We start from the raw sequence: 19,034 nt of genomic DNA on the forward strand, positions 1-19,034 counted from the left end.
CGTCGCGCCGGCTACGCTTTCGATGTTTTGCCTCTCATCTGCCGCCTGAGAACTGGGGCGAATCCCGTCAGGCCGGCGATCGGGCCGATCACGAGCAGCCATGCCGAGTCGAGCCCGACTCTTTCGAACAGCGCAGTTGCCGCCGAAATCGATACGACCGTGATGGCGAAGCCGATCGAGTTCTGAATCGCCAGCGCGCTTCCCACGAGTTCGGGCGGACAGGCCCTGGCGGAGAGCGCGGAAAACTGCGGCGAGTCCGCGACCACGGCGGCGCCCCACACGAGCAGCAGAACAAACAGCAGCGGGGCGCCTGCATCGCGCCACATCAGGGCGAACAGCACACAGCACGTACCCGATATCGCCAGCGCGCCCGCGGCGACACCTGCACTGCCGATTCTCCGGGAGAGCATGCCGCCGGCGAGACAACCGGCCGAGCCGGCCGCGAAGATAAAAAACGACAGACCGGACACGCCGCCTGCGTGAATGCCGTCCGCCAGCGAAGACCGTGCAATGTAAAGCGGCACCAGCGTCCAGAACGCATAGAGCTCCCACATGTGGCCGAAATAGCCCAGCGCCGCGCCGCGAAAATCAGGGCGTTGGAGTGCGCCGAACACGCCGGATGATGGGGATGCCGTGCTCTTGTGAGTGCGATGGGATTTGCTTCGTGCATGTGGCCCGTCGCCGAGAAGGAAGATCAGGAGGCCGGCCAGCAGCGCCAGCATCGAAGACGCCACGATGATGCCCTGCCACGGCAAATCGGTGCCTGCCACTTTCAGCGCGTGCGGAAGTCCCGAGCCCAGCGTCAGCATCGCGACGAGCTGGGCCAGCGCCGGACCGGTTTTCTCCGGCACCCAGCTGACGACCAGCTTCATGCCCATCGGATAGATGCCGGCCAGACAGATGCCGACGAGAAACCGGCATATCGCGCCGGAGACGATTCCCGTGGCGAGGAGCGCGAACATCGCATTGAAGACAGCCCCGAAAAGGGCGCTCCATATGAAGATGGAACTCGCGCGAAAGCGGTCGGCGCCGCCGCTCAGCGACATCGTCAGCGTGCCGAGGATGAAGCCGGCCTGCACCGCGCTCGTCAGCCAGCCGATATCGGCGGCGGTGGCGTGCCACGCGCGCGTGATTTCAGAGGCGGCGCCGTTCGCGCTGAACCACAGCGAGGTGCCGAACAACTGCGCGAGCGAGATGACCGTCACGGGCCCGACGCGCTCGGCGAGCATTCGCCGTACGCCAGTGCATTGCGCCATTGCCAAAGTGATATCTCCTGTTGTGTCGCGCTGACACGCGGATCAGCGCGCCTCGACGGGGCGTTGGAAGTAATCGTGTGCAAGCGCCGCCCAATAGCGGACGCCTGCCGGAATGAGCGTGTCGTTGAAGTCGTAGGCCGGGTGATGCAGACCTGCATCGCCGCCCGCTCCCGCCAGCACGTACGCGCCCGGCCGGGCCTCCAGCATGAAGCCGAAGTCCTCGGAGGTCATGTTGGGCTCGACGTCCAGATGAACGCGCTCGTCGCCGAAGGTCGAGCGCAGCACGGCCGCGCAGAAATCGGTCTCGGCCTTCGTATTGACGGTCGCGGGGTAGTACTGAAAGAACTCCGTCTCGATCCGCACGCCGTAAGATTGCGCCGCGCCCTGACAAAGGCGGTCCACGCTCTCCTTGAGTTCATTCAGCAAGCGGGACGACAAGGTGCGGATGGTCCCCCGCATCTCGACTGTTTCAGGCAACACGTTGTCCGTTTCTCCCGCGTGGATCATGCACACGGACAGCACGGCCGGGTCGACCGGGTCCTTGTGTCTCGCGCAAAGCGTCTGGAATTGAAGAACGAGCGCGCACGCGATCGGCACGGGGTCGACACCTCGATGCGGTTGCGCCGCGTGCGCGCCGACGCCCTTCACCGTGACACGAAAGCGCGTGCCGGCAGCCATGATCGGTCCCGCGCGCAAGCCGAAGTGTCCCGCCGGAAGACCGGGCCAGTTGTGCATCGCGAATACCGCCTCGCTGGGGAATCGATCCAGCAGGCCCTCGTCGAGCATGCGCTTCGCCCCGGCGCCGCCTTCCTCGGCAGGCTGAAAGACGAAGTGAACCGTGCCGGGCAGTGCCGGAAGCTGCCGGAGAACGCGTGCAGCGGCCAGCAGCATCACGGTGTGCCCATCGTGACCGCAGGCATGCATGCGACCTTCGTGACGAGACGCATACGCGTGCTGGCTGGTTTCGCGGATAGGCAGCGCGTCCATATCCGCGCGCAGCAGAATCGCGCGAGCAGGGTCGATGCCGGGGAGACTCGCGACCACGCCGGTTCCTCCCAGCCCTCGCGTGACCTCGTATCCGGCCTGCCGCAGCTCTTCGGCCACCACGTCCGAGGTCCGGACTTCCTCGTAGCGCAGCTCCGGGTGCGCGTGCAGGTCGTGCCTCAGCGAAACCCATCGGGGCAGATGCTTGTCGATCAGCTCGCCGAGCCGGGTTGTCGTGTCTGGATTCATGCTCTTCCGGTGTCTATGTCAGCGTCTCGACCCGATACCTGTCGAGGGCTTCGAGGCCGAGTAGCTGCTGCATGCAGGCCTCGGCCAGCTCGCTGCCCTTGATCGAGAAGTGGTCCTTGAAAAATTGCAGATGAGTCGCGTGCTCGTGGAAGTGGTGCGGCGTGAGCACCATCGAGAAGACCGGGACGTTCTCGTCCAGCTGCACGCGCATCAATGCGTCGACGACCGTGCTCGCGACGAAATCGTGACGATACATTCCGCCGTCGACGACGAATGCCGCGCCTGCTATCGCGGCGTAACGTCCACTGGCGGCGAGGCGCCGCGCGAACAGCGGAATCTCGAAAGCGCCGGGAACGGTGAAGTAGTCGATCCGGCTGCCGTCGAGGCCCTTGCCTTGCATGCGGCGCGCGAAGGCTTCCCGGCCCGGCGCCAGAATGTCCTGGTGCCATCCCGCCTCGACGTAGGCAATCTTGAACCCGGACTCGAAGTCTTCGGAATGTCTGTTCATCGTGTCATCCTCGATACGCCCTTGCGAGAGTCTGAAACGCTCGCAAGGGCCGTGCTCGTCAAAGCGCCGTCGCGCCGCTGCGAGCTTCATCGGTCGCGCGCCTCGTGAGCAAGGTCACGACGACCAGTGTCATCACGTTGAGCACCAGCGCGACGATGCCTACGTTCAGGTCCTTCAGCGCATCGGGAAGGAACGGGAATAGTTGAGCGATCGTGCTCCTGGTGAGCGACACGGCGGCGACGGTCGCTTCGCCGACGATGATGCTCGCGAACGCGGCCGCTCGCGTGACCGGGTTATGGCGCAGCAGCGAGGCGACGAGGACCGGGAACAACTGCGTCACGAGGGCGTACGCCATGAGCAGCAGCGACACGATCGTCTGGCCGCCCTGAAGCGTGAAGAAGACCGCGCCCAGCATGATGACCGGCGCAATCCAGCGGGCCGACGCGGCGATGTGCTGCTTGCTCGCGTTCGGGCGCGCCACACGGTAGACGTTGTTCGCAAGCAGGGTCGATGCGGTCATCAGGATCATCGAGCCGGGGACGATCGCCGTCAGCACGCCGGCCGCGCCGATCACGCCGACGAACCAGGGATCGAAAGTCGCCATCGAGATCTTGAGCAGCGCAAGGTCGATTTCGGTACCCTTGAGGCCCGGGATGCGCAGGACCGCCGCGAAGCCCACGAAGAAAATGAACAGCAGCATGAGCTGATAGATCGGCAGCACATAGGCATTCCGGCGCAGCACGTCCTCGCGCCTGGCGGTGTAGGTCGCCATGAACATGTGCGGCCACATGTAGAAGCCGAGTGTGGATAGCAGCACCGTCGAGACGAGCCACACCGGACTTTCACCACGCGACGACAAGGCAAGGAAGCCCGGCTTCGCTTCGTCGATGGCGGCGAACATCGCGCCGATGCCGCCGTAGTAATGGAACGGCAGATACAGTCCCAGAAAGACCGCGACGCCCATCACGAGAATGTCCTTCACGACCGAGGTCCACGCGGAACCATGCACGCCGGACAGCGCCACATAGACGGCGACGACCGTGGCCCCGATCCAGACGCCCTGCGTGGATGACACGGCCGAATAAGAGGCCACCGTCACGATGATGCCCAGCCCCTTCAGTTGCAGCACCAGATACGGAATGAGCGCGACGATGCCGACGATCGCCACCAGCACGCCGAGCAACGGGCTGTTGTACTTCGCGGCGAAGAAGTCGGGTTGCGAGATGAGGCCACGCTGCTTCGCATATCGCCAGATCGGCGGGAGCAGCCAGTAGGACAGCACGAAGCACAGACTGCCGTAGCCGATCATGTAGTAAGCGGCGGCACCGTGTCCGTACGCGTATCCGCTGCCGCCGAGAAACACGAACGTCGTATAGATCTCTCCGGCCATCAGAAGAAACACGATCGCCGTGCCGAATCCGCGCCCGCCGACGGCCCATTGTTCGAGACTCATGCCTTTGCCCGGTCGAGCACGGATCCCGAGGAACAACGCGAGCGCCATGGCCGCGAAGATGATCAAAAGTGCGCTATTCATGCATGGTCTCCCGCCATTTCGTCACTGGACTTGACGCGGTGCTTGCTGTCGGAGCGATAGACGAGCGCCATCACGATCGACGTGATGACGAGCGTCCCGGCCAGCCACGCAAGCAGAAACGGCATGCCCAGAACGAACGGCGTCACGCGATTCAGAAAGAAAGGCCCGAGCAATACGAACGCGGGCGGCAAAACGACGAGGGTGTGGATGGGACGCATCGAGACTCCACAAGCTTTTATGATGAAAAGACGAGCGCAGCCGCGGGATGCCATATCCCGGACGAGAACGCCGTCAACCTTTGCGGTGTTGCCTTGCCCCGGAATGCTCACCGCCGGCATTCCGTCTTGCGCGCGCCGGAGCGCGAGGAAACTTCACGTAGGGTGATCTGGCCGATTCCCGCCCGATGCAATCAGGTCAGATTCGACTTCGACGCGCGGTTCAGACGATCAGGTGGGAGATGCTCTTGACGGTCGTATAGCACTCCAGGCCCTCTGTTCCGCCCTCGCGTCCGTAGCCGCTTTCCTTCACGCCTCCGAAGGGCGTCTCCGAGACCGCCGATACGAAATGGTTGATCGCGAGATTCCCGACCTCCATTTCCTGTCCCAGCCGGTATGCCGTCGCGGCGGAGCGCGTGAACGCATAGCCCGCGAGCCCGAAGGGCAGAGCGTTCGCCCGGGCGATGGCTTCATCGAGCGAATCGAACGGCGTGACGAGGCACACCGGTCCGAAAGGCTCCTCGTGCATGATGCGGGCATACTCGGGCACGTCGGCGAGCACCGTGAACGGGAACAGGTAACCCGCTCCCGGCAGTCGTTTGCCGCCGCACATCAGACGCGCGCCTGCATCCAGCGCGTTCTGGACCAGCGCTTCGATCGCTTCGAGCCTGCGGCGGCTGGTGAGCGGGCCGATATCGCTGCCGGATTCGAGCGGATGGCCGACACGAATTTGCTTCGCATGCCGCTCGAATGCGGACACGAACGCGTCATAGACCGCGCGATGCACGAAGTAGCGCGTCGGCGCCACGCAGACCTGCCCGGCGTTATTGAGCTTGCCCTTTACGCAGGCGAGCGCGACCGAATCGACGTCGATGTCGTCGCTGATCACCACGGGCGCGTGTCCGCCTAGCTCCATGATCGCCGGCTTCATGAAGCGCGCGGCGAGCCCGGCGAGGTGCTTGCCGACGGGCGTGGAGCCGGTGAACGTGATGCCTCGCACGACCGGGTTCGAGATCAGATGCTCCGAAATCTGCGCGGGGTCGCCGTAGACGAGATTGAGCACGCCCGGAGGAAGACCCGCATCCATCAGTGCGGTCGCGAGCATGACCGCGCCCGCCGGCGTTTCCTCTGCCGGCTTGAGAATGATCGAGCAGCCGCTCGCCAGTGCGCCGCCGACCTTGCGCGCGGGCGAACTCATCGGGAAGTTCCACGGCGTGAACGCAGCGATGACGCCGAGCGGTTCGCGGATCACCGTGTGCCGCATGCCCGGTTCCGCCGGAATCACGCGGCCGTACAGACGCTTGCCTTCATTCGCGTCCCAGGCCATCAGGTCGCAACTGCGCAGCACTTCGGCGCGCGCCTGCACCAGCGTCTTGCCTTGCTCCATCGCGATGACCGGCGCGATCGTCTCGATCCGCTCGCGCAACAGTTCCGTCGCACGCAGGATGACTTCCGCGCGTCGCGCGGGCGACGTGCGCTTCCAGACCTGAAGCCCGCCTTGCGCTGCGGTGAGCGCGTCGTCGAGGTCATGCGGTGCTGCGTGCGGAACCATGCCGATCACGGTTTCGTCGGCCGGGCTGATGACCGGCTGACCCGGCGCGTCGCGCCACTGGCCGTCGACGAGCAACTGAATCTTTGGGTAATTGAATGCCATTGAAGAATCTCGATCGGAATTCGACGTTTCAGGCCGCTACAGCCGACAGAGCGGCAGCCGTGTTGCCGACGCGATGAAAATTGCGCGCGTAGTAGATGAGCGCATCGGCTTCGCTGCGTGTCCGGGTGGCTTCGATGGTGCAGAAGAAGACCGTGTGGGTGCCGACTTCCGTGGTGGATCGGACCGCGCAATCCAGCGCGCTGATGGCATCCGCGAGGACCGGCGCACCGGTTTCGAGCGCGTTCCACTCGCCGCAGGCGTAGCGTTCGTCCATGCTGGCGTCCTTGGTCGCGAAGCGCGCGGCGATGTCTTGCTGGTCGGCCGACAGCACGTTGACGCACAGCACGCCGTTCTCGCGAATGATGGCGTTATTGCGGCTCGACCGGTTGATGCAGACGAGCAGCGTGGGCGGCTCGTCGGTGACCGCGCATACGGCCGAGGCGGTGCAGCCCGCGCGCCCGGCGACGCCATCGGAGGTAATCACGTTGACGGACGCACCCAGGCCCGCCATGGCTTCTCGGAAGCTTGTCTTGTTGATCATGATTTCGCCCGATCTGGTTGAAGATGAGATATCAAAGGGTCTGCTCGAAGCCGCCGCGATACTGCGCCGCCGGATGCGATCCGGGCAGGCGCGCATGGCCGAAGAGCTTCTCGCGATAAGTCCCGTCGCGATACGCCGTCTTGTAGGCGCCGCGTTCCTGCAGGACCGGAATCAGGAGGTCGACGACGTCGTCGAAACATTCGGGCACCACCGTGCGCGACAGATTGAAACCGCCGATGCCGGTTTCCTCCACCCAGGCCATCATCAGATCGGCGATGCTTTGCGCCGAGCCTACCCAAGGTGTCTGCCGGCTGCCGAGCACCATCTGTTCGAGCAGCTTGCGACGTGTCCATTGAGGGCCCGCGCTGCGCGTCATCGCTTCGACATTCGAGACGATGGCCTGACTCTTCTGCGTGTCGATGGGTTCGTCGATGTCGTAACGCGAGAAGTCGATGCCCAGCGACGCCGCCGCATGTGCAAGCGCCGCCTCCGAACTCACGTAGCGCCGATAGTCTTCGAGCTTGTCGCGCGCTTCCGCGTCCGTGCGGCCGATCACCAGCGACGCACCCATGAAGATGTTCACGTCGTCTGTCCGACGGCCGTACTGGACGGCCCTCTGGCGGATGTCGCCGACGATTTCCCGGATACCTTCCTTCTTCTGCCCGTTCACGAACACGCACTCGGCGTGGGTCGCGGCGAACTGCCTGCCGCGCGTCGACGAACCCGCCTGATAGAGCACCGGTGTGCGCTGAGGCGAGGGTGCGCAGAGGTGCATCGCATCGACCTTGTATTGCGCGCCGTGGTGATGAATCGAGCGCACGCGCGACGGCGACGCATAGACGCCGCCCTCGCGGTCGTTGAGCACGGCGTCATCCGCCCAGCTTCCTTCCCAGAGCTTGTAGACGAGCGACATGTATTCGTCCGCGAGGTCGTAGCGGTCGTCGTGCGCAAGCTGGTGATCGATGCCGATGGCCCGCGCCGCGCTGTCCAGATAGCCGGTGACGATGTTCCATCCGATACGCCCGCCGGTGAGATGATCCAGCGTCGACATGCGGCGCGCGAACAGGAAAGGCTGTTCGTAGGTGAGGTTGCAGGTCACGCCGAAGCCCAGATGCTTCGTGACGGCCGCCATGGCGGGCACGATCATCAGCGGGTCGTTGGCGGGCACCTGGACCGCGCCGCGCAGCGAGGCGTCGGCGCTGCCGCCATAGACGTCGTAGACGCCCACGACGTCCGCGAGGAACAGGCCGTCGAAAAGCCCGGCTTCGAGCTTCTTCGCATAGTCCATCCAGTACTGGAGTTCGGAGTATCGGCCGGACTGGTCGCGCGGATGCGTCCAGAGGCCCTGCTGAATGTGGCCGACACAGTTCATGTCGAATGCGTTGAGGCGGATTTCCTGCGGCATAGTCGTGTCCTTATTCGATGGCGCCCGGCGACGCCTGAACTTGATGCGTTTACTATAGTGGACGAACGGCTACGATAAATAAGAATTTGCCTCAGGGTTTACGCTCGGCGTTGAAAGTCCGTGACCGACCTGCGCCGCGGGCCGAACATGGCCGCCGCTTATAATGCGTCGCTCCGATATCCAACCGACCAGGAGGCTCCGCGTGACGAATGACCCGACCGACGCCATTGCCACGCGCATCAAGATCGAGCGCGAACGGCGAAACTGGTCGCTTTCCGAGCTTGCGGAGCGCTCTGGCGTATCGAAAGCCATGATCAGCAAGATCGAGCGCGGCGAGGCTAGCCCGACCGCGACCTTGCTCGGCCGTCTGTCCGGCGCGTTCGGACTGCAACTATCGACCTTGCTGGCTCTGGCCGAGCAGGCGGGATTGCGAATCAGCCGCGCGGATGCGCAGCCTGTCTGGAAAGATCCGGAGACGGGTTACACACGGCGCGTGCTGTCGCCACTGAATGGTTCGGTGCTCGAATTGGTCGAGGTCAATCTGCCCGCGCACACGAAAGTGTCCTACCCGCCATCCGCGTTCACCTTCCAGCATCAGCAGATTTGGGTGACATCGGGCACGCTGTTATTCGAGGAGGGTGAGGTCACGCATACGCTCAATGCGGGCGATTGCCTGCAACTCGGGCCGCCTGTGCAATGCACGTTTGTCAATTCGACCGATAGCGCGTGCACTTACGTACTGGGGCTGGTCAAACGTTAGGGCAGGGAGATTCCTTGGCGAATGCAGCGAACTGAGGTCCGCTGCCAGACTTGATGCTCTGTAGCCTGCCCGAGTCAATGCTTAAAGGTCCGACAACGCTGCGACTTCTCCCAGCAACGGATAATCGTTGTACCCAGCTTCATCGTCCCGATAAATCGTTTCCACATCAACCTCGTTGAGGCGCGCGCCGCGTCGAAACCGCTCGACCAGATCTGGATTCGCCACGAAGTGACGACCAAACGCCGCGGCATCTCCTTCACCGCGTGCGATAGCTTCCTCCGCACTCTCCTTCGTCAGGCCCTCGTTGAGAATGAACGCACCCTTGAAGATGCGCCGCACTTCGCGCCCGATGCGTTCATCTCCGCGCTCGAGCGATTCGCGAGCAAAGATGAAAGCGATGTGACGCGCATCCAGTTGCTCTGCCACATAGCCGAAAAGCGCACGGGGATTCGAATCATGCATCGAGTATGAACTCGACATCAGATTCAGATGCACGCCGATGCGATCGGCGGGCCACACGGTCAGAAGCGCATCGACCGCCTCTAGCAGAAAACGCGCGCGGTTCTCGATCGATCCGCCGTAGCGATCGCTTCTCTGGTTCGATCCGTCATGGAGAAACTGATCGAAGAGATAGCCATTCGCCGCATGCAGCTCGACGCCATCGAAGCCAGCTCGTTTCGCGTTCTCGGCGCCGCGCCGAAAATCCTCGACGATGCCGGGAATTTCCTCAGTCAGAAGCGCGCGGGGAACCGCATAGGGACGCACGGGCCGAACGCGATTGACATGACCTTGCGGTGCGATTGCGCTCGGCGCAACCGGCGGTTGCCCGTCATGGTAGATGGGGTCCGACACGCGGCCGACATGCCACAGTTGCGACACGATCAGGCCGCCCGCATCGTGAACTGCGGAAACGAGCTTTGTCCATCCTGCGACCTGCTTCTCGCTCCAGATGCCCGGCGTATTGGGATACCCGACGCCCTGCGGCGTCACCGATGTGGCTTCGGTAATGATGAGACCGGCCGTCGCGCGCAGCGCGTAATGATGTGCATTGAGCGCACCCGGAGCGCGTTCATCGAAAGCACGCATGCGGGTGAGCGGCGCCATGACGATCCGGTTTCGCAACTTGAGCGCACCGATCTGAACAGGATCGAAGAGTATCGACATTTTGGGAGTCCTCGCTGGAAACTTGATGTAACAATAGTAGTTACATCGTATCCATCTCCAGGGTCGCACACAATGTCGGGTCTGGAATGCTCTATTGTCGAAAAGCGGAGTATCCAAATTCCATCGTTTGACGCTTTCAGATGTAACCAATATAGTTATATCGAAAGATGAAGAGCATGAGGAAATGAGCGCAAATAGCCGCCTGACGATAGCAACTCACATTCTGACCTGGATGGCGCTCGTCGCGCGCAGGGAAAGCGGTCCGGTCACGTCCGACCGTATCGCGGCAAGCGTGAATACCAATCCGGTGGTCATTCGCCGCATGCTCGGCTATCTGGCGAGGGCGGGTCTGGTCGAAAGCTATCGCGGCGTGAATGCGGGGTGGCGCCTCGCGAAACGAGCCGACGAGATTACCTTGCTCGATGTGTTCGATGCACTCGAAGAGGGCGCGCAGTTCGCATTGCATGCGGCGAGACCCAGTCAGCGGTGCCCGGTGGGGAAGGGGATCGGTCTGCCGCTGAGCCGCGTGTATGACGCCATCGACCATGGCATGCGCACGACGCTGGCCAAAAAAACGATCAAGGCGATTCTGACCGAGACGCTTGCATCCGGGCGATGACACGCGGATAACTTCACTCAAAACCCGCCCAACTATGTAACACTACTGTCATAAACCAGTCTTCAACCGCCTGGCGTCAGCGTCACGTCCTGTTTTGAGGAAATCGATCTGCCGTGCTGGTTCTTCTCAATCTGCTCTCCGGCGTCGCCCTTCTGGTGTGGGGCTCGCATATCGTCCGTACTGGCATTCTCCGGGTGCTCGGAGCCGATCTTCGCGCGATTCTCGGGCGTAGCACCGGAAGCAGGATGCGCGCATTTCTGGCGGGCATCGGCGTTACCAGCCTCGTACAAAGCAGCAATGCCACCGCCGTCATCATCACGTCGTTCGCCGCGCAAGGACTCGTCCCGCTGACGGCCGGGCTGACCGTCATGCTCGGCGCGGATGTCGGCACCGCGCTCATGGCGCGCGTGCTCACGCTCGATCTGTCGTGGCTTTCGCCGATTCTCATCCTGTTCGGCGTGCCGTTGTTCCTCACGCGCAAGCAGAACCGGGCGGGGCAGGTCGGGCGCACGATCATCGGGCTCGGACTGATACTTCTCGCGCTTCATCTGATCGTCGAGGCAGCGCAGCCGATGACGCAAGGCGCGGGCGTGCGCGTGATGTTCGGCGCGCTCACCGGCGACACCATGCTCGATGCGCTCGTCGGCGCCGGCTTCGCGATGCTCTCGTATTCGAGTCTCGCCGCCGTTCTGCTGACGGCGACACTGGCCCAGTCAGGTGTGATCTCGCTGAAGGTCGCGCTGTGTCTGGTGGTCGGTGCGAATCTCGGCAGCGGCCTGCTGGCCCTGCTCAACGCGCTGCCGCAGAACGCGGCGGCGCGGCGTCTCTCGGCGGGCAGCTTCGCATTCAAGCTGGCGGGCGCGATCGTCATCCTGCCGTTCGCATCGCTGCTCGCGCGCGGCCTGCCGGTTGTGATATCCAATCCGCGCGAAGCGGTGGTCGGCTTCCATGTGATCTACAACCTCGTGCGCTGCTGCGCCTGCGTCACGCTCGTCGATCGGGTCGCCGCGATCAGCCGGCGCCTCTTGCCCGATCGCGCGGTCGCGACAGGCGAGCTGCGTCCGCTCTACCTCGATCCCGCCGGGCTCGCGACGCCGAGCCTCGCGCTCGCGAATGCCTCGCGGGAAGTGCTGCGCATCGGCGACATCGTGCGCGTCATGCTCGATAACGTGTCGAATCTCTTCAGACACAATGATCTCGCCGTCGCGCGCGAGACGATGCGCATGGACGACGACGTCGACCAGCTCTATGCGGAAGTGAAAACCTATCTGACGCTGATCTCTCGCGAGCAGCTCGACCTGGCGGAAAGCCGTCGCTGGACCGACGTCATTTCGCTGACGATCAATCTCGAACACGCGGGCGACATCATCGAGCGCATCGTGAGCGACATCGAAGAGAAGAAGATTTCGCAGCGCCTCGCCTTCTCGGAGCAGGGTCTGGGCGAACTCGACGATCTTCACGCGCGGCTCGTAAGCAATCTGCGGCTCGGACTGTCGGTGTTCCTCAACAACGACCTGCGATGCGCCGAACAACTGCTGGCGGAAAAGGAGCGCTTCCGCGATCTGGAGCGCGCGTATTCGCACAAGCATCTGGATCGTCTCGCGGGTCAGACCTTGCGCAGCATCGAGACCAGCGCGCTTCACCTCGATCTCATCAGCAATATGAAGCGATTGAATTCGCTCTTTTGTTCGACGGCGTATCCGGTGCTCGAAGCGGCCGGCGCGCTGCACGATACCCGCCTGCGCAAGCGTTCTCTCGACACGCTGCACGTCAAGGAGTGACCGCACTCCGCCTTACATTCGACAAAACGCGCGCTCGTACTTTTTTGGCAGCTTGCAAATCCGGGGAATTGAATTTAGCCTGCATCGGCAATCGGCGGATCTCTTCAACGCACTATCTTCCTATCGGGAACAGCGATGACGATGAAGCGTATCTGGGCGTGCCGTGTCCTTTCGATCACCACAGCGGCGGGACTGAGCGGGGGCGTCATCGACGCCGCATCGGCTGCGCCACCCGACGCGCTCGTCGCCGCCGCGAAGCAGGAAGGGCAGTTGACCACCATCGCATTGCCGCATGACTGGTGTGGTTACGGCGCGCTGATCGCCGCATTCCAGAAGAAGTACGGCATTCACGTCAACGAACTCAACCCGGACGCGGGCTCGGGCGACGAGATCGAAGCCATCAAGGCGAACAAGGGCAACAAGGGTCCGCAGGCGCCCGATGTGATCGACGTCGGTCTGTCGTTCGGGCCGTCCGCGAAGAAGGAAGGCTTGTTGCAGCCTTACAAGGTCGCGACATGGGATTCGATCCCGGCTGCGTCCAAGGATGCCGACGGCTACTGGTATGGCGACTACTACGGCGTGCTCGCCTTCGAAGTCAACGCAGACATGATCGACAAGCCGCCGGCCGACTGGGGCGATCTGCTCAAGCCGGAGTACAAGAATGCGGTCTCGCTCGCCGGCGATCCGCGTTCCGCCAATCAGGCGATTCAGGCGGTCTACGCGGCGGGCCTGTCGCAAACCAAAGGCGACGCGGCCAAGGCCGACCAGGCGGGACTGAAATTCTTCGCCGATCTGAACAAGAGCGGCAACTTCGTGCCGGTGATCGGCAAGGCGGCGTCGCTCGCGCAAGGCACGACGCCGGTCATCGTGCGCTGGGATTACAACGCGCTTGCCGATCGGGACACGCTCAAGGGCAATCCGAAAGTACAGGTGATCGTGCCGAAGACAGGCGTCGTCGCCGGCGTCTATGTGCAGGCGATCAGCGCCTATGCGCCCCATCCGAATGCCGCGAAGCTGTGGATGGAATTCCTCTACTCCGACGAAGGGCAGCTCGGCTGGCTGGCGGGATATTGTCATCCGATGCGCTACAACGAACTCGTCGCGCAGAAAAAGGTGCCGCAGGCGCTGCTCGCGAAGCTGCCGCCTGCATCGGCCTATAGCAACGCCGTCTTCCCGACGCTCGAGCAGCAGAACGCCACGAAGGACGCCGTGACCAAGGGTTGGGATCAGGTCGTGGGCGCGAATGTGAAGTAGCGCGCGAGACCGCCGAGATGAGCGCATCGCCGCAACCGGGCGCGTCGGGCCCGGACTTGCTGACGCCGGCCGCGCCCGCGCCGAAGTCGGGACCCGCGCGCGCGGGCGCCGAAACGAGCTGGCTGACGTATGCCGGCGTCGTGCCGTTTTTCGCGTTCGCGCTGCTGTTTCTTTTGCTGCCCACCGCCTTTCTGATGATCGGCGCGTTTCAGGACGCGCAAGGTCACTTCACGCTGGCGAACCTGCGCGAACTGTTTCAGCCTGCCGTGCTCGATGCCTACTGGATCAGCGTGAAAGTGAGCGTTGCGTCCGCTCTAGGCGGCGCGCTCTTCGGGACGCTGCTCGCGTGGGCCGCGGTGCAGGGCCGCTTGCCCGCGTGGATGCGCCCGACGCTCATGACGTTTTCCGGCGTCGCGTCCAACTTCGCGGGCGTGCCGCTCGCCTTCGCGTTCATCTGCACATTGGGGCGCGTGGGACTTGTCACAGTGCTGGCAAGAAAATACCTCGGCTTCAACCTCTATTCCACCGGCTTCAGCATTCTCAGTTTTCTGGGGCTGACCATCACGTACCTGTATTTCCAGATTCCGTTGATGGTGCTCATTCTCACGCCAGCGCTCGATGGTCTGAAACGCGAGTGGCGCGAAGCGTGCGACTGCCTCGGCGGCACGGCGGCGCAGTACTGGCGCCATATCGGCTTGCCGGTCTTGTGGCCGAGCCTGCTCGGGGCGACCCTGCTTCTGTTCGCCAACGCATTCGGCGCGGTGGCCACGGCGTATGCATTGACCGGCAGCTCGCTCAATATCGTGCCGATTCTGCTCTACGCGCAGATTCGCGGCGACGTGCTGCACAACCAGAATCTCGGCTACGCGCTCGCGCTCGGCATGATCGTGGTCACGGGGCTGTCGAACGGCGGCTACATCTGGCTGCGCGCGAGAGCCGAAAGGGGACGCCGATGAAAACGCAATCGCGCGCGGGCGCCTGGATCGCGATGATCATCGGCGCACTGTATTTCCTCATACCGCTTGCGGCGACCTTCGAGTTCAGTCTGCGCATGCGCCGCGACGCATACAGTTTCGACGCCTACCGTGTCGTCCTCGGCGACCCGCATTTTCAGGCTTCGTTCGGCTATTCGGTGCTGATGGGCTTGCTCACGATCGTGATCGGCGCGCTGCTTGTCGTGCCCACTGCGTACTGGGTGCAATTGCGTCTTCCGAGGCTACGGCCTGTTGTCGAGTTCATCACTTTGCTGCCGCTCGTGATACCGGCGATCGTGATCGTCTTCGGCTATCTGCGCATCTACAACAGCAGTTCGATTCTGCCGCTCACCGGCAACGAGCGCGCGACCGATCTGCTGCTCGTGTTCGGTTACGTCACGCTGTCGCTGCCTTACATGTACCGCGCCGTCGATGCCGGCATGCGCGCCGTCGATGTCCGCACGCTGACCGAGGCTGCCGAATGCCTCGGCGCAGGCTGGGCGACGATCCTCTTGCGCGTGATCTTCCCGAACGTGCGCTCGGGGATTCTGTCCGGCGCGTTTCTGACGTTTGCCGTGGTCATCGGCGAATTCACGCTGGCGAGCCTGCTCGACCGTCCCGCGTTCGGACCGTACCTGCAACTGATCGGCGCGAATCGCGCCTACGAGCCTTCGGCGCTGGCGATCATCGCGTTCGTCGTCACGTGGGCATCGATGGGGTTGATCCAGGTGTTCGGCTCGGCGCGCGCGCTGGCCGGCCATAAAACCTGAGCCGAGGCCGCAACCGATGGCATTTCTCGAGATCGACAATCTCCACAAGGCGTTCGGGCCGAACATCGCGCTGCACCGCTTCGACATGCAGATCGAGCAAGGCGAGTTCATCACGTTTCTCGGGCCGTCGGGTTGCGGCAAGACCACCGTGCTGCGCATGATCGCCGGATTCGAAACGCCCACGCACGGCACGATCCGCCTCGGCGGGCGCGACGTCACGCACATGCGCACGCGCGATCGCGCCGTCGGCATGGTGTTTCAATCGTATGCGCTGTTTCCGAACATGACGGTGGCGCAAAACATCGGTTTCGCGTTGAAGGTCGCAAAGCGCTCGCAGAAACAAATGGACGCGCGCGTCGCCGAAATGCTCGAACTGATCAAGCTACCGCATCTCGCCGGGCGTTATCCGTGGCAGTTGTCGGGCGGACAGCAACAGCGCGTCGCGTTGGCGCGCGCGCTTGCGAGTAAGCCGCAGGTGTTGTTGCTCGACGAACCGCTTTCCGCGCTCGATGCGAAGATTCGCGTCTCGCTGCGCGAGGACATCCGCGCGCTGCAACGTGAACTCGGCATCACGTCGATTTTCGTGACGCACGATCAGGAAGAGGCGCTGTCGATCTCGGACCGTGTCGTCGTGATGAACGACGGGCGCGTCGAGCAAATCGGCTCGCCGCTCGATATCTACAACGTTCCGCGCACACGCTTCGTCGCGTCGTTCGTGGGGACGCTCAATATCCTCGCCGGGCGTGTGATCGATCCGGCGACGGGACGCATCGCGGTGGACGGACAGGAACTCGTGACGTCTCGGCCGCTCGCGCCCGACGATGCCGGCAAGGATCGCGTGCTGGCGCTTCGGCCCGAGGCGATCCTGCTGGAACCGCCATCGAATGGCCGCAATTCGCTCGCGGCGACCGTGGAGGAAATCAGCTTTCTCGGCGCAGTGGTACGCATACGCGCGCGCGTGAATCAGGCGATCGTTTCGCTCGATATCTTCAACGATCCCAGCCGCGTCTTGCCGGAACGCGGCCAGCCGGTCGCGCTCGGTTTTTCGCACGACAATCTGCTCGTGCTGGATGAAAACCCCCACGAGCAGATTCGGACGAAGTAGGCTCGGTCAAACCTGAGCCATGCCGCCATCGACGAACAGCTCGATGCCGTTGATGAAACTGGCCGACCCGGACGCGAGGAAGGCCACCGCCTTGCCGATTTCCTCGGGTTCGCCGAGGCGACCGAGCGGCACCTGCGACGCCAGCGCGTCGTACAAGCCCTGACGGGCTTCATCGGGCACGAGACCGCCCAGGCCGGGCGTACGGATCGGCCCCGGGCTGACGACATTGACGCGAATGCCGCGGTCCTTCAAATCAAGCGACCACGAACGCGCGAAGTTGCGCACGGCCGCCTTGCTCGCGCTGTAGACGCTGAAACTGGCCGTGCCCGTCACGGACGTGATGGACGAAGTCAGGATGACCGATGCGCCGTCGACCAGCAGCGGCAGCGCTTTCTGCACGGTGAACAGCACGCCGCGCACGTTGGTGCCGAAGATGCGATCGAAGTGCTCTTCGGTGATCGCGCCGAGCGGCATCATGTCGCCGCCGCCGGCATTGGCGAAAAGGATATCCAGCTTGCCCGCCGTCGCGGCGATCTGCGCATAGACGGCATCAAGATCCGACAACACGGACGCGTCGGCGCGAATCGCCGTGGCGGCCGGGCCGATGGCGGTCGCGGCCGCATCCAGTTCGGCCTGACGCCGGCCCGTGATGAATACGCGTGCGCCTTGCTCGGCGAGCTCCTTTGCCGCGGCCAGGCCGATGCCCGTGCTGCCGCCCGTGACGAGTGCGATCTTTCCATTGAGTGACTTGTTCATGACTTGCTCCATATCGTTGATGGTCGATGAGTGTTGGAATCTGCCCGCCCGGACTGCGTGTCGCGTTGGGCATGGGTGAACTTTAGTGGCTGGTCGTTTGTTGATAAATGGTGTTCAATGAAATGACTATTCACGCTTGTGTATAATCGTCCGGTCAATTTCGGGGCGAGCGCAATGGATCAGTTGCTGGCAATGCGTGCCTTTGCGCGCGTGGTAGAAGCGGGCAGCTTCACACGCGCAGCGGACTCGCTCGATCTCCCCAACGCCACGATGAGCAAGCTGGTTCGGGAACTCGAAGCGCATCTGGGCGCAAGGCTGCTGCAACGCACGACACGACGCGTCACGGTGACGCCGGAAGGTCAGGATTACTATGCAAAGGCAACGCGCATTCTCAGAGACCTCGAAGACATCGACTCGTCGTTCAACGTTGCGCGAGGCAGTCCGCGCGGCCATCTTCGGATCGATGTCGGTGGATCGCCCGCGCGGGATGTGCTGATCCCGCTGCTTCCGGATTTCATGGCGCGTTATCCGGATATCAGAATCGACCTGGGCGTAGCCGATCGCCCTGTCGATCTGATCAGCGACAACGTCGACTGTGTGATTCGCGGCGGTCCGTTGGATAACTCGTCGCTTATCGCGCGTCATATCGGCGATGCCGTGATGATCACGTGCGCCACGCCGCAATATCTGAAACAGTTCGGCGTTCCCGCCTACCCGGAGGAACTCAGGAACGGACACAGGTTGATCAGCTACATGTCACCCCAAAACGGCCGGGCGATGCCGTTTCGATTCGAGCACGACGGCAACAGGATCGAGATAAAGGCCGAACATCGCATCGGTATCAACGAAAGCAACGCGCATCTGGCGGCGGCCATTGCAGGACTCGGCATCGTGCAAACATTTGCTTACGCGGCCCATTCCGCGATTCGCGATGGTTCGCTCGTGGAGATATTGAAGAAATGGCGACCGCCGCCGTATCCGTTCCATGTCGTATATCCGCAGAACCGTCACGTGACGCATCGGCTTCGTGTGTTTATCGACTGGCTGCTGGAGCGTTTTCCCGCCAGGATTTCATGTGGATGAAAGGATGCGGCACGGTGATTGCGGGAGTCTTTACCGAGCAGGCGGTGATCGTCTGCGTCCATTTTCAGTCCGAAACAAGGAGGGACGGATCATGAGCAAGTTGACCACCACACTCGTTGCGGCAGCCGCTGCACTCGCACTGTCGGGCGGCGCTTTTGCGCAGACGGCCGGCGGCGCAAACGGAGGCGGCACATCCGGCAGTACCGCTAGCCCGTCGAATCAAATGCAAGCCCCATCGGGCGGCTATGGCACGCCGGGTACCACCAATTCAGAAAGCGGAATGGGCATGAAGGCGCCGAATTCGGGCCTGCCGAGTAACAACACCGGCAGTACGACGACCACCATCGCTCCCTCGAGCAACAACACGCTGGCGACGCCGAGCGTGAAGTCGCCGGCTGCGGGGCAATAACGGTCGTTGAAGG

The 19,034-nt window shown here is 63.0% G+C and carries 19 protein-coding genes; 9 read left to right on the forward strand and 10 right to left on the reverse strand.

Translation table 11 applies throughout. The features are described from left to right. Nucleotides 1-11: 11 nt before the first annotated feature. The 8 genes from AWB80_RS23020 to AWB80_RS23055 form a co-directional block, all read right to left on the reverse strand. On the reverse strand, nucleotides 12-1,229 hold the full coding sequence (locus AWB80_RS23020; protein ID WP_244206674.1) for an MFS transporter: 1,218 nt from the start codon (nucleotides 1,227-1,229) through the stop codon (nucleotides 12-14). Nucleotides 1,230-1,298: 69 nt separating this feature from the next. Then, complete coding sequence (locus AWB80_RS23025) at nucleotides 1,299-2,489, reverse strand: M20 aminoacylase family protein (protein WP_087131534.1); 1,191 nt, start codon at nucleotides 2,487-2,489, stop codon at nucleotides 1,299-1,301. Between the two features lie 13 nt (nucleotides 2,490-2,502). After that, on the reverse strand, nucleotides 2,503-2,997 hold the full coding sequence (locus tag AWB80_RS23030; RefSeq protein WP_061176956.1) for a 6,7-dimethyl-8-ribityllumazine synthase: 495 nt from the start codon (nucleotides 2,995-2,997) through the stop codon (nucleotides 2,503-2,505). Nucleotides 2,998-3,055: 58 nt separating this feature from the next. Beyond that, entirely contained in the window at nucleotides 3,056-4,531 is a 1,476-nt protein-coding gene (locus tag AWB80_RS23035; protein WP_061176957.1) for a sodium:solute symporter family protein, read from the reverse strand. Beyond that, nucleotides 4,528-4,749, reverse strand: coding sequence for a DUF3311 domain-containing protein (locus AWB80_RS23040; RefSeq protein WP_061176958.1), 222 nt, complete (start codon nucleotides 4,747-4,749; stop codon nucleotides 4,528-4,530). The genes AWB80_RS23035 and AWB80_RS23040 overlap by 4 nt, the downstream gene beginning before the upstream one ends. A 220-nt stretch (nucleotides 4,750-4,969) precedes the next feature. Beyond that, nucleotides 4,970-6,400: an NAD-dependent succinate-semialdehyde dehydrogenase gene (locus tag AWB80_RS23045; protein WP_061176959.1), complete on the reverse strand. Its 1,431-nt coding sequence runs from the start codon at nucleotides 6,398-6,400 to the stop codon at nucleotides 4,970-4,972. Between the two features lie 28 nt (nucleotides 6,401-6,428). Then, a complete protein-coding gene (locus tag AWB80_RS23050) occupies nucleotides 6,429-6,941 on the reverse strand; it encodes a flavin reductase (RefSeq protein WP_061176960.1) in 513 nt (170 codons plus the stop codon). 31 nt (nucleotides 6,942-6,972) lie between these two features. Continuing rightward, a complete protein-coding gene (locus AWB80_RS23055; RefSeq protein ID WP_061176961.1) occupies nucleotides 6,973-8,346 on the reverse strand; it encodes an LLM class flavin-dependent oxidoreductase in 1,374 nt (457 codons plus the stop codon). 163 nt (nucleotides 8,347-8,509) lie between these two features. On the opposite strand from AWB80_RS23055, the gene AWB80_RS23060 reads away from it, so the two are divergent. Beyond that, nucleotides 8,510-9,106, forward strand: coding sequence for a helix-turn-helix domain-containing protein (locus AWB80_RS23060; protein ID WP_061176962.1), 597 nt, complete (start codon nucleotides 8,510-8,512; stop codon nucleotides 9,104-9,106). Nucleotides 9,107-9,187: 81 nt separating this feature from the next. On the opposite strand, the gene AWB80_RS23065 is transcribed toward AWB80_RS23060, so the two are convergent. Then, entirely contained in the window at nucleotides 9,188-10,270 is a 1,083-nt protein-coding gene (locus tag AWB80_RS23065; RefSeq protein ID WP_061176963.1) for an alkene reductase, read from the reverse strand. Nucleotides 10,271-10,364: 94 nt separating this feature from the next. Between AWB80_RS23065 and AWB80_RS23070 the strand changes: the two genes are divergently transcribed. From AWB80_RS23070 to AWB80_RS23095, 6 genes are all read left to right on the forward strand, one after another. Further along, nucleotides 10,365-10,889 carry an Rrf2 family transcriptional regulator gene (locus AWB80_RS23070; RefSeq protein WP_244206676.1) on the forward strand — a complete coding sequence of 175 codons (525 nt, stop codon included), beginning with the start codon at nucleotides 10,365-10,367 and terminating at the stop codon, nucleotides 10,887-10,889. Nucleotides 10,890-11,002: 113 nt separating this feature from the next. After that, the gene (locus AWB80_RS23075; RefSeq protein WP_061176965.1) at nucleotides 11,003-12,670 is read left to right on the forward strand and encodes a Na/Pi cotransporter family protein; all 1,668 of its coding nucleotides are present in this window, start codon (nucleotides 11,003-11,005) and stop codon (nucleotides 12,668-12,670) included. Between the two features lie 135 nt (nucleotides 12,671-12,805). Further along, nucleotides 12,806-13,924 (forward strand): ABC transporter substrate-binding protein, encoded by a 1,119-nt coding sequence (locus tag AWB80_RS23080; RefSeq protein ID WP_061176966.1) that lies wholly within the window; start codon nucleotides 12,806-12,808, stop codon nucleotides 13,922-13,924. 17 nt (nucleotides 13,925-13,941) lie between these two features. Further along, nucleotides 13,942-14,880, forward strand: coding sequence for an ABC transporter permease (locus AWB80_RS23085; RefSeq protein WP_061176967.1), 939 nt, complete (start codon nucleotides 13,942-13,944; stop codon nucleotides 14,878-14,880). After that, on the forward strand, nucleotides 14,877-15,668 hold the full coding sequence (locus AWB80_RS23090) for an ABC transporter permease (RefSeq protein ID WP_061176968.1): 792 nt from the start codon (nucleotides 14,877-14,879) through the stop codon (nucleotides 15,666-15,668). Before AWB80_RS23085 ends, AWB80_RS23090 begins: the two co-directional genes overlap by 4 nt. A gap of 16 nt (nucleotides 15,669-15,684) precedes the next feature. Continuing rightward, nucleotides 15,685-16,773 carry an ABC transporter ATP-binding protein gene (locus tag AWB80_RS23095; RefSeq protein ID WP_061176969.1) on the forward strand — a complete coding sequence of 363 codons (1,089 nt, stop codon included), beginning with the start codon at nucleotides 15,685-15,687 and terminating at the stop codon, nucleotides 16,771-16,773. Nucleotides 16,774-16,779: 6 nt separating this feature from the next. Here the strand turns inward: AWB80_RS23095 and AWB80_RS23100 are convergent, their stop codons facing one another. Further along, nucleotides 16,780-17,529, reverse strand: coding sequence for an SDR family oxidoreductase (locus tag AWB80_RS23100; RefSeq protein WP_061177052.1), 750 nt, complete (start codon nucleotides 17,527-17,529; stop codon nucleotides 16,780-16,782). Nucleotides 17,530-17,703: 174 nt separating this feature from the next. Between AWB80_RS23100 and AWB80_RS23105 the strand changes: the two genes are divergently transcribed. Together AWB80_RS23105 and AWB80_RS23110 are read left to right on the forward strand one after the other, a co-directional pair. Then, entirely contained in the window at nucleotides 17,704-18,612 is a 909-nt protein-coding gene (locus AWB80_RS23105; protein WP_061176970.1) for a LysR family transcriptional regulator, read from the forward strand. Between the two features lie 91 nt (nucleotides 18,613-18,703). Next, nucleotides 18,704-19,021, forward strand: coding sequence for a hypothetical protein (locus AWB80_RS23110; RefSeq protein WP_061176971.1), 318 nt, complete (start codon nucleotides 18,704-18,706; stop codon nucleotides 19,019-19,021). The last annotated feature ends 13 nt before the right edge of the window (nucleotides 19,022-19,034 follow it).

The sequence above is a fragment of the Caballeronia pedi genome (assembly GCF_001544915.2).
Classification (GTDB): Bacteria; Pseudomonadota; Gammaproteobacteria; order Burkholderiales; family Burkholderiaceae; genus Caballeronia; species Caballeronia pedi.

What these genes read in the sequence shown, in the direction of transcription:
- AWB80_RS23020 (WP_244206674.1), bottom strand. Translation starts at nt 1,229, where the DNA reads ATGCTCGCCGAGCGCGTCGGGCCCGTGACGGTCATCTCGCTCGCGCAG.
- AWB80_RS23025 (WP_087131534.1), bottom strand. Translation starts at nt 2,489, where the DNA reads ATGAATCCAGACACGACAACCCGGCTCGGCGAGCTGATCGACAAGCAT.
- AWB80_RS23030 (WP_061176956.1), bottom strand. Translation starts at nt 2,997, where the DNA reads ATGAACAGACATTCCGAAGACTTCGAGTCCGGGTTCAAGATTGCCTAC.
- AWB80_RS23035 (WP_061176957.1), bottom strand. Translation starts at nt 4,531, where the DNA reads ATGAATAGCGCACTTTTGATCATCTTCGCGGCCATGGCGCTCGCGTTG.
- AWB80_RS23040 (WP_061176958.1), bottom strand. Translation starts at nt 4,749, where the DNA reads ATGCGTCCCATCCACACCCTCGTCGTTTTGCCGCCCGCGTTCGTATTG.
- AWB80_RS23045 (WP_061176959.1), bottom strand. Translation starts at nt 6,400, where the DNA reads ATGGCATTCAATTACCCAAAGATTCAGTTGCTCGTCGACGGCCAGTGG.
- AWB80_RS23050 (WP_061176960.1), bottom strand. Translation starts at nt 6,941, where the DNA reads ATGATCAACAAGACAAGCTTCCGAGAAGCCATGGCGGGCCTGGGTGCG.
- AWB80_RS23055 (WP_061176961.1), bottom strand. Translation starts at nt 8,346, where the DNA reads ATGCCGCAGGAAATCCGCCTCAACGCATTCGACATGAACTGTGTCGGC.
- AWB80_RS23060 (WP_061176962.1), top strand. Translation starts at nt 8,510, where the DNA reads ATGCGTCGCTCCGATATCCAACCGACCAGGAGGCTCCGCGTGACGAAT.
- AWB80_RS23065 (WP_061176963.1), bottom strand. Translation starts at nt 10,270, where the DNA reads ATGTCGATACTCTTCGATCCTGTTCAGATCGGTGCGCTCAAGTTGCGA.
- AWB80_RS23080 (WP_061176966.1), top strand. Translation starts at nt 12,806, where the DNA reads ATGACGATGAAGCGTATCTGGGCGTGCCGTGTCCTTTCGATCACCACA.
- AWB80_RS23085 (WP_061176967.1), top strand. Translation starts at nt 13,942, where the DNA reads ATGAGCGCATCGCCGCAACCGGGCGCGTCGGGCCCGGACTTGCTGACG.
- AWB80_RS23090 (WP_061176968.1), top strand. Translation starts at nt 14,877, where the DNA reads ATGAAAACGCAATCGCGCGCGGGCGCCTGGATCGCGATGATCATCGGC.
- AWB80_RS23095 (WP_061176969.1), top strand. Translation starts at nt 15,685, where the DNA reads ATGGCATTTCTCGAGATCGACAATCTCCACAAGGCGTTCGGGCCGAAC.
- AWB80_RS23100 (WP_061177052.1), bottom strand. Translation starts at nt 17,529, where the DNA reads ATGAACAAGTCACTCAATGGAAAGATCGCACTCGTCACGGGCGGCAGC.
- AWB80_RS23105 (WP_061176970.1), top strand. Translation starts at nt 17,704, where the DNA reads ATGGATCAGTTGCTGGCAATGCGTGCCTTTGCGCGCGTGGTAGAAGCG.
- AWB80_RS23110 (WP_061176971.1), top strand. Translation starts at nt 18,704, where the DNA reads ATGAGCAAGTTGACCACCACACTCGTTGCGGCAGCCGCTGCACTCGCA.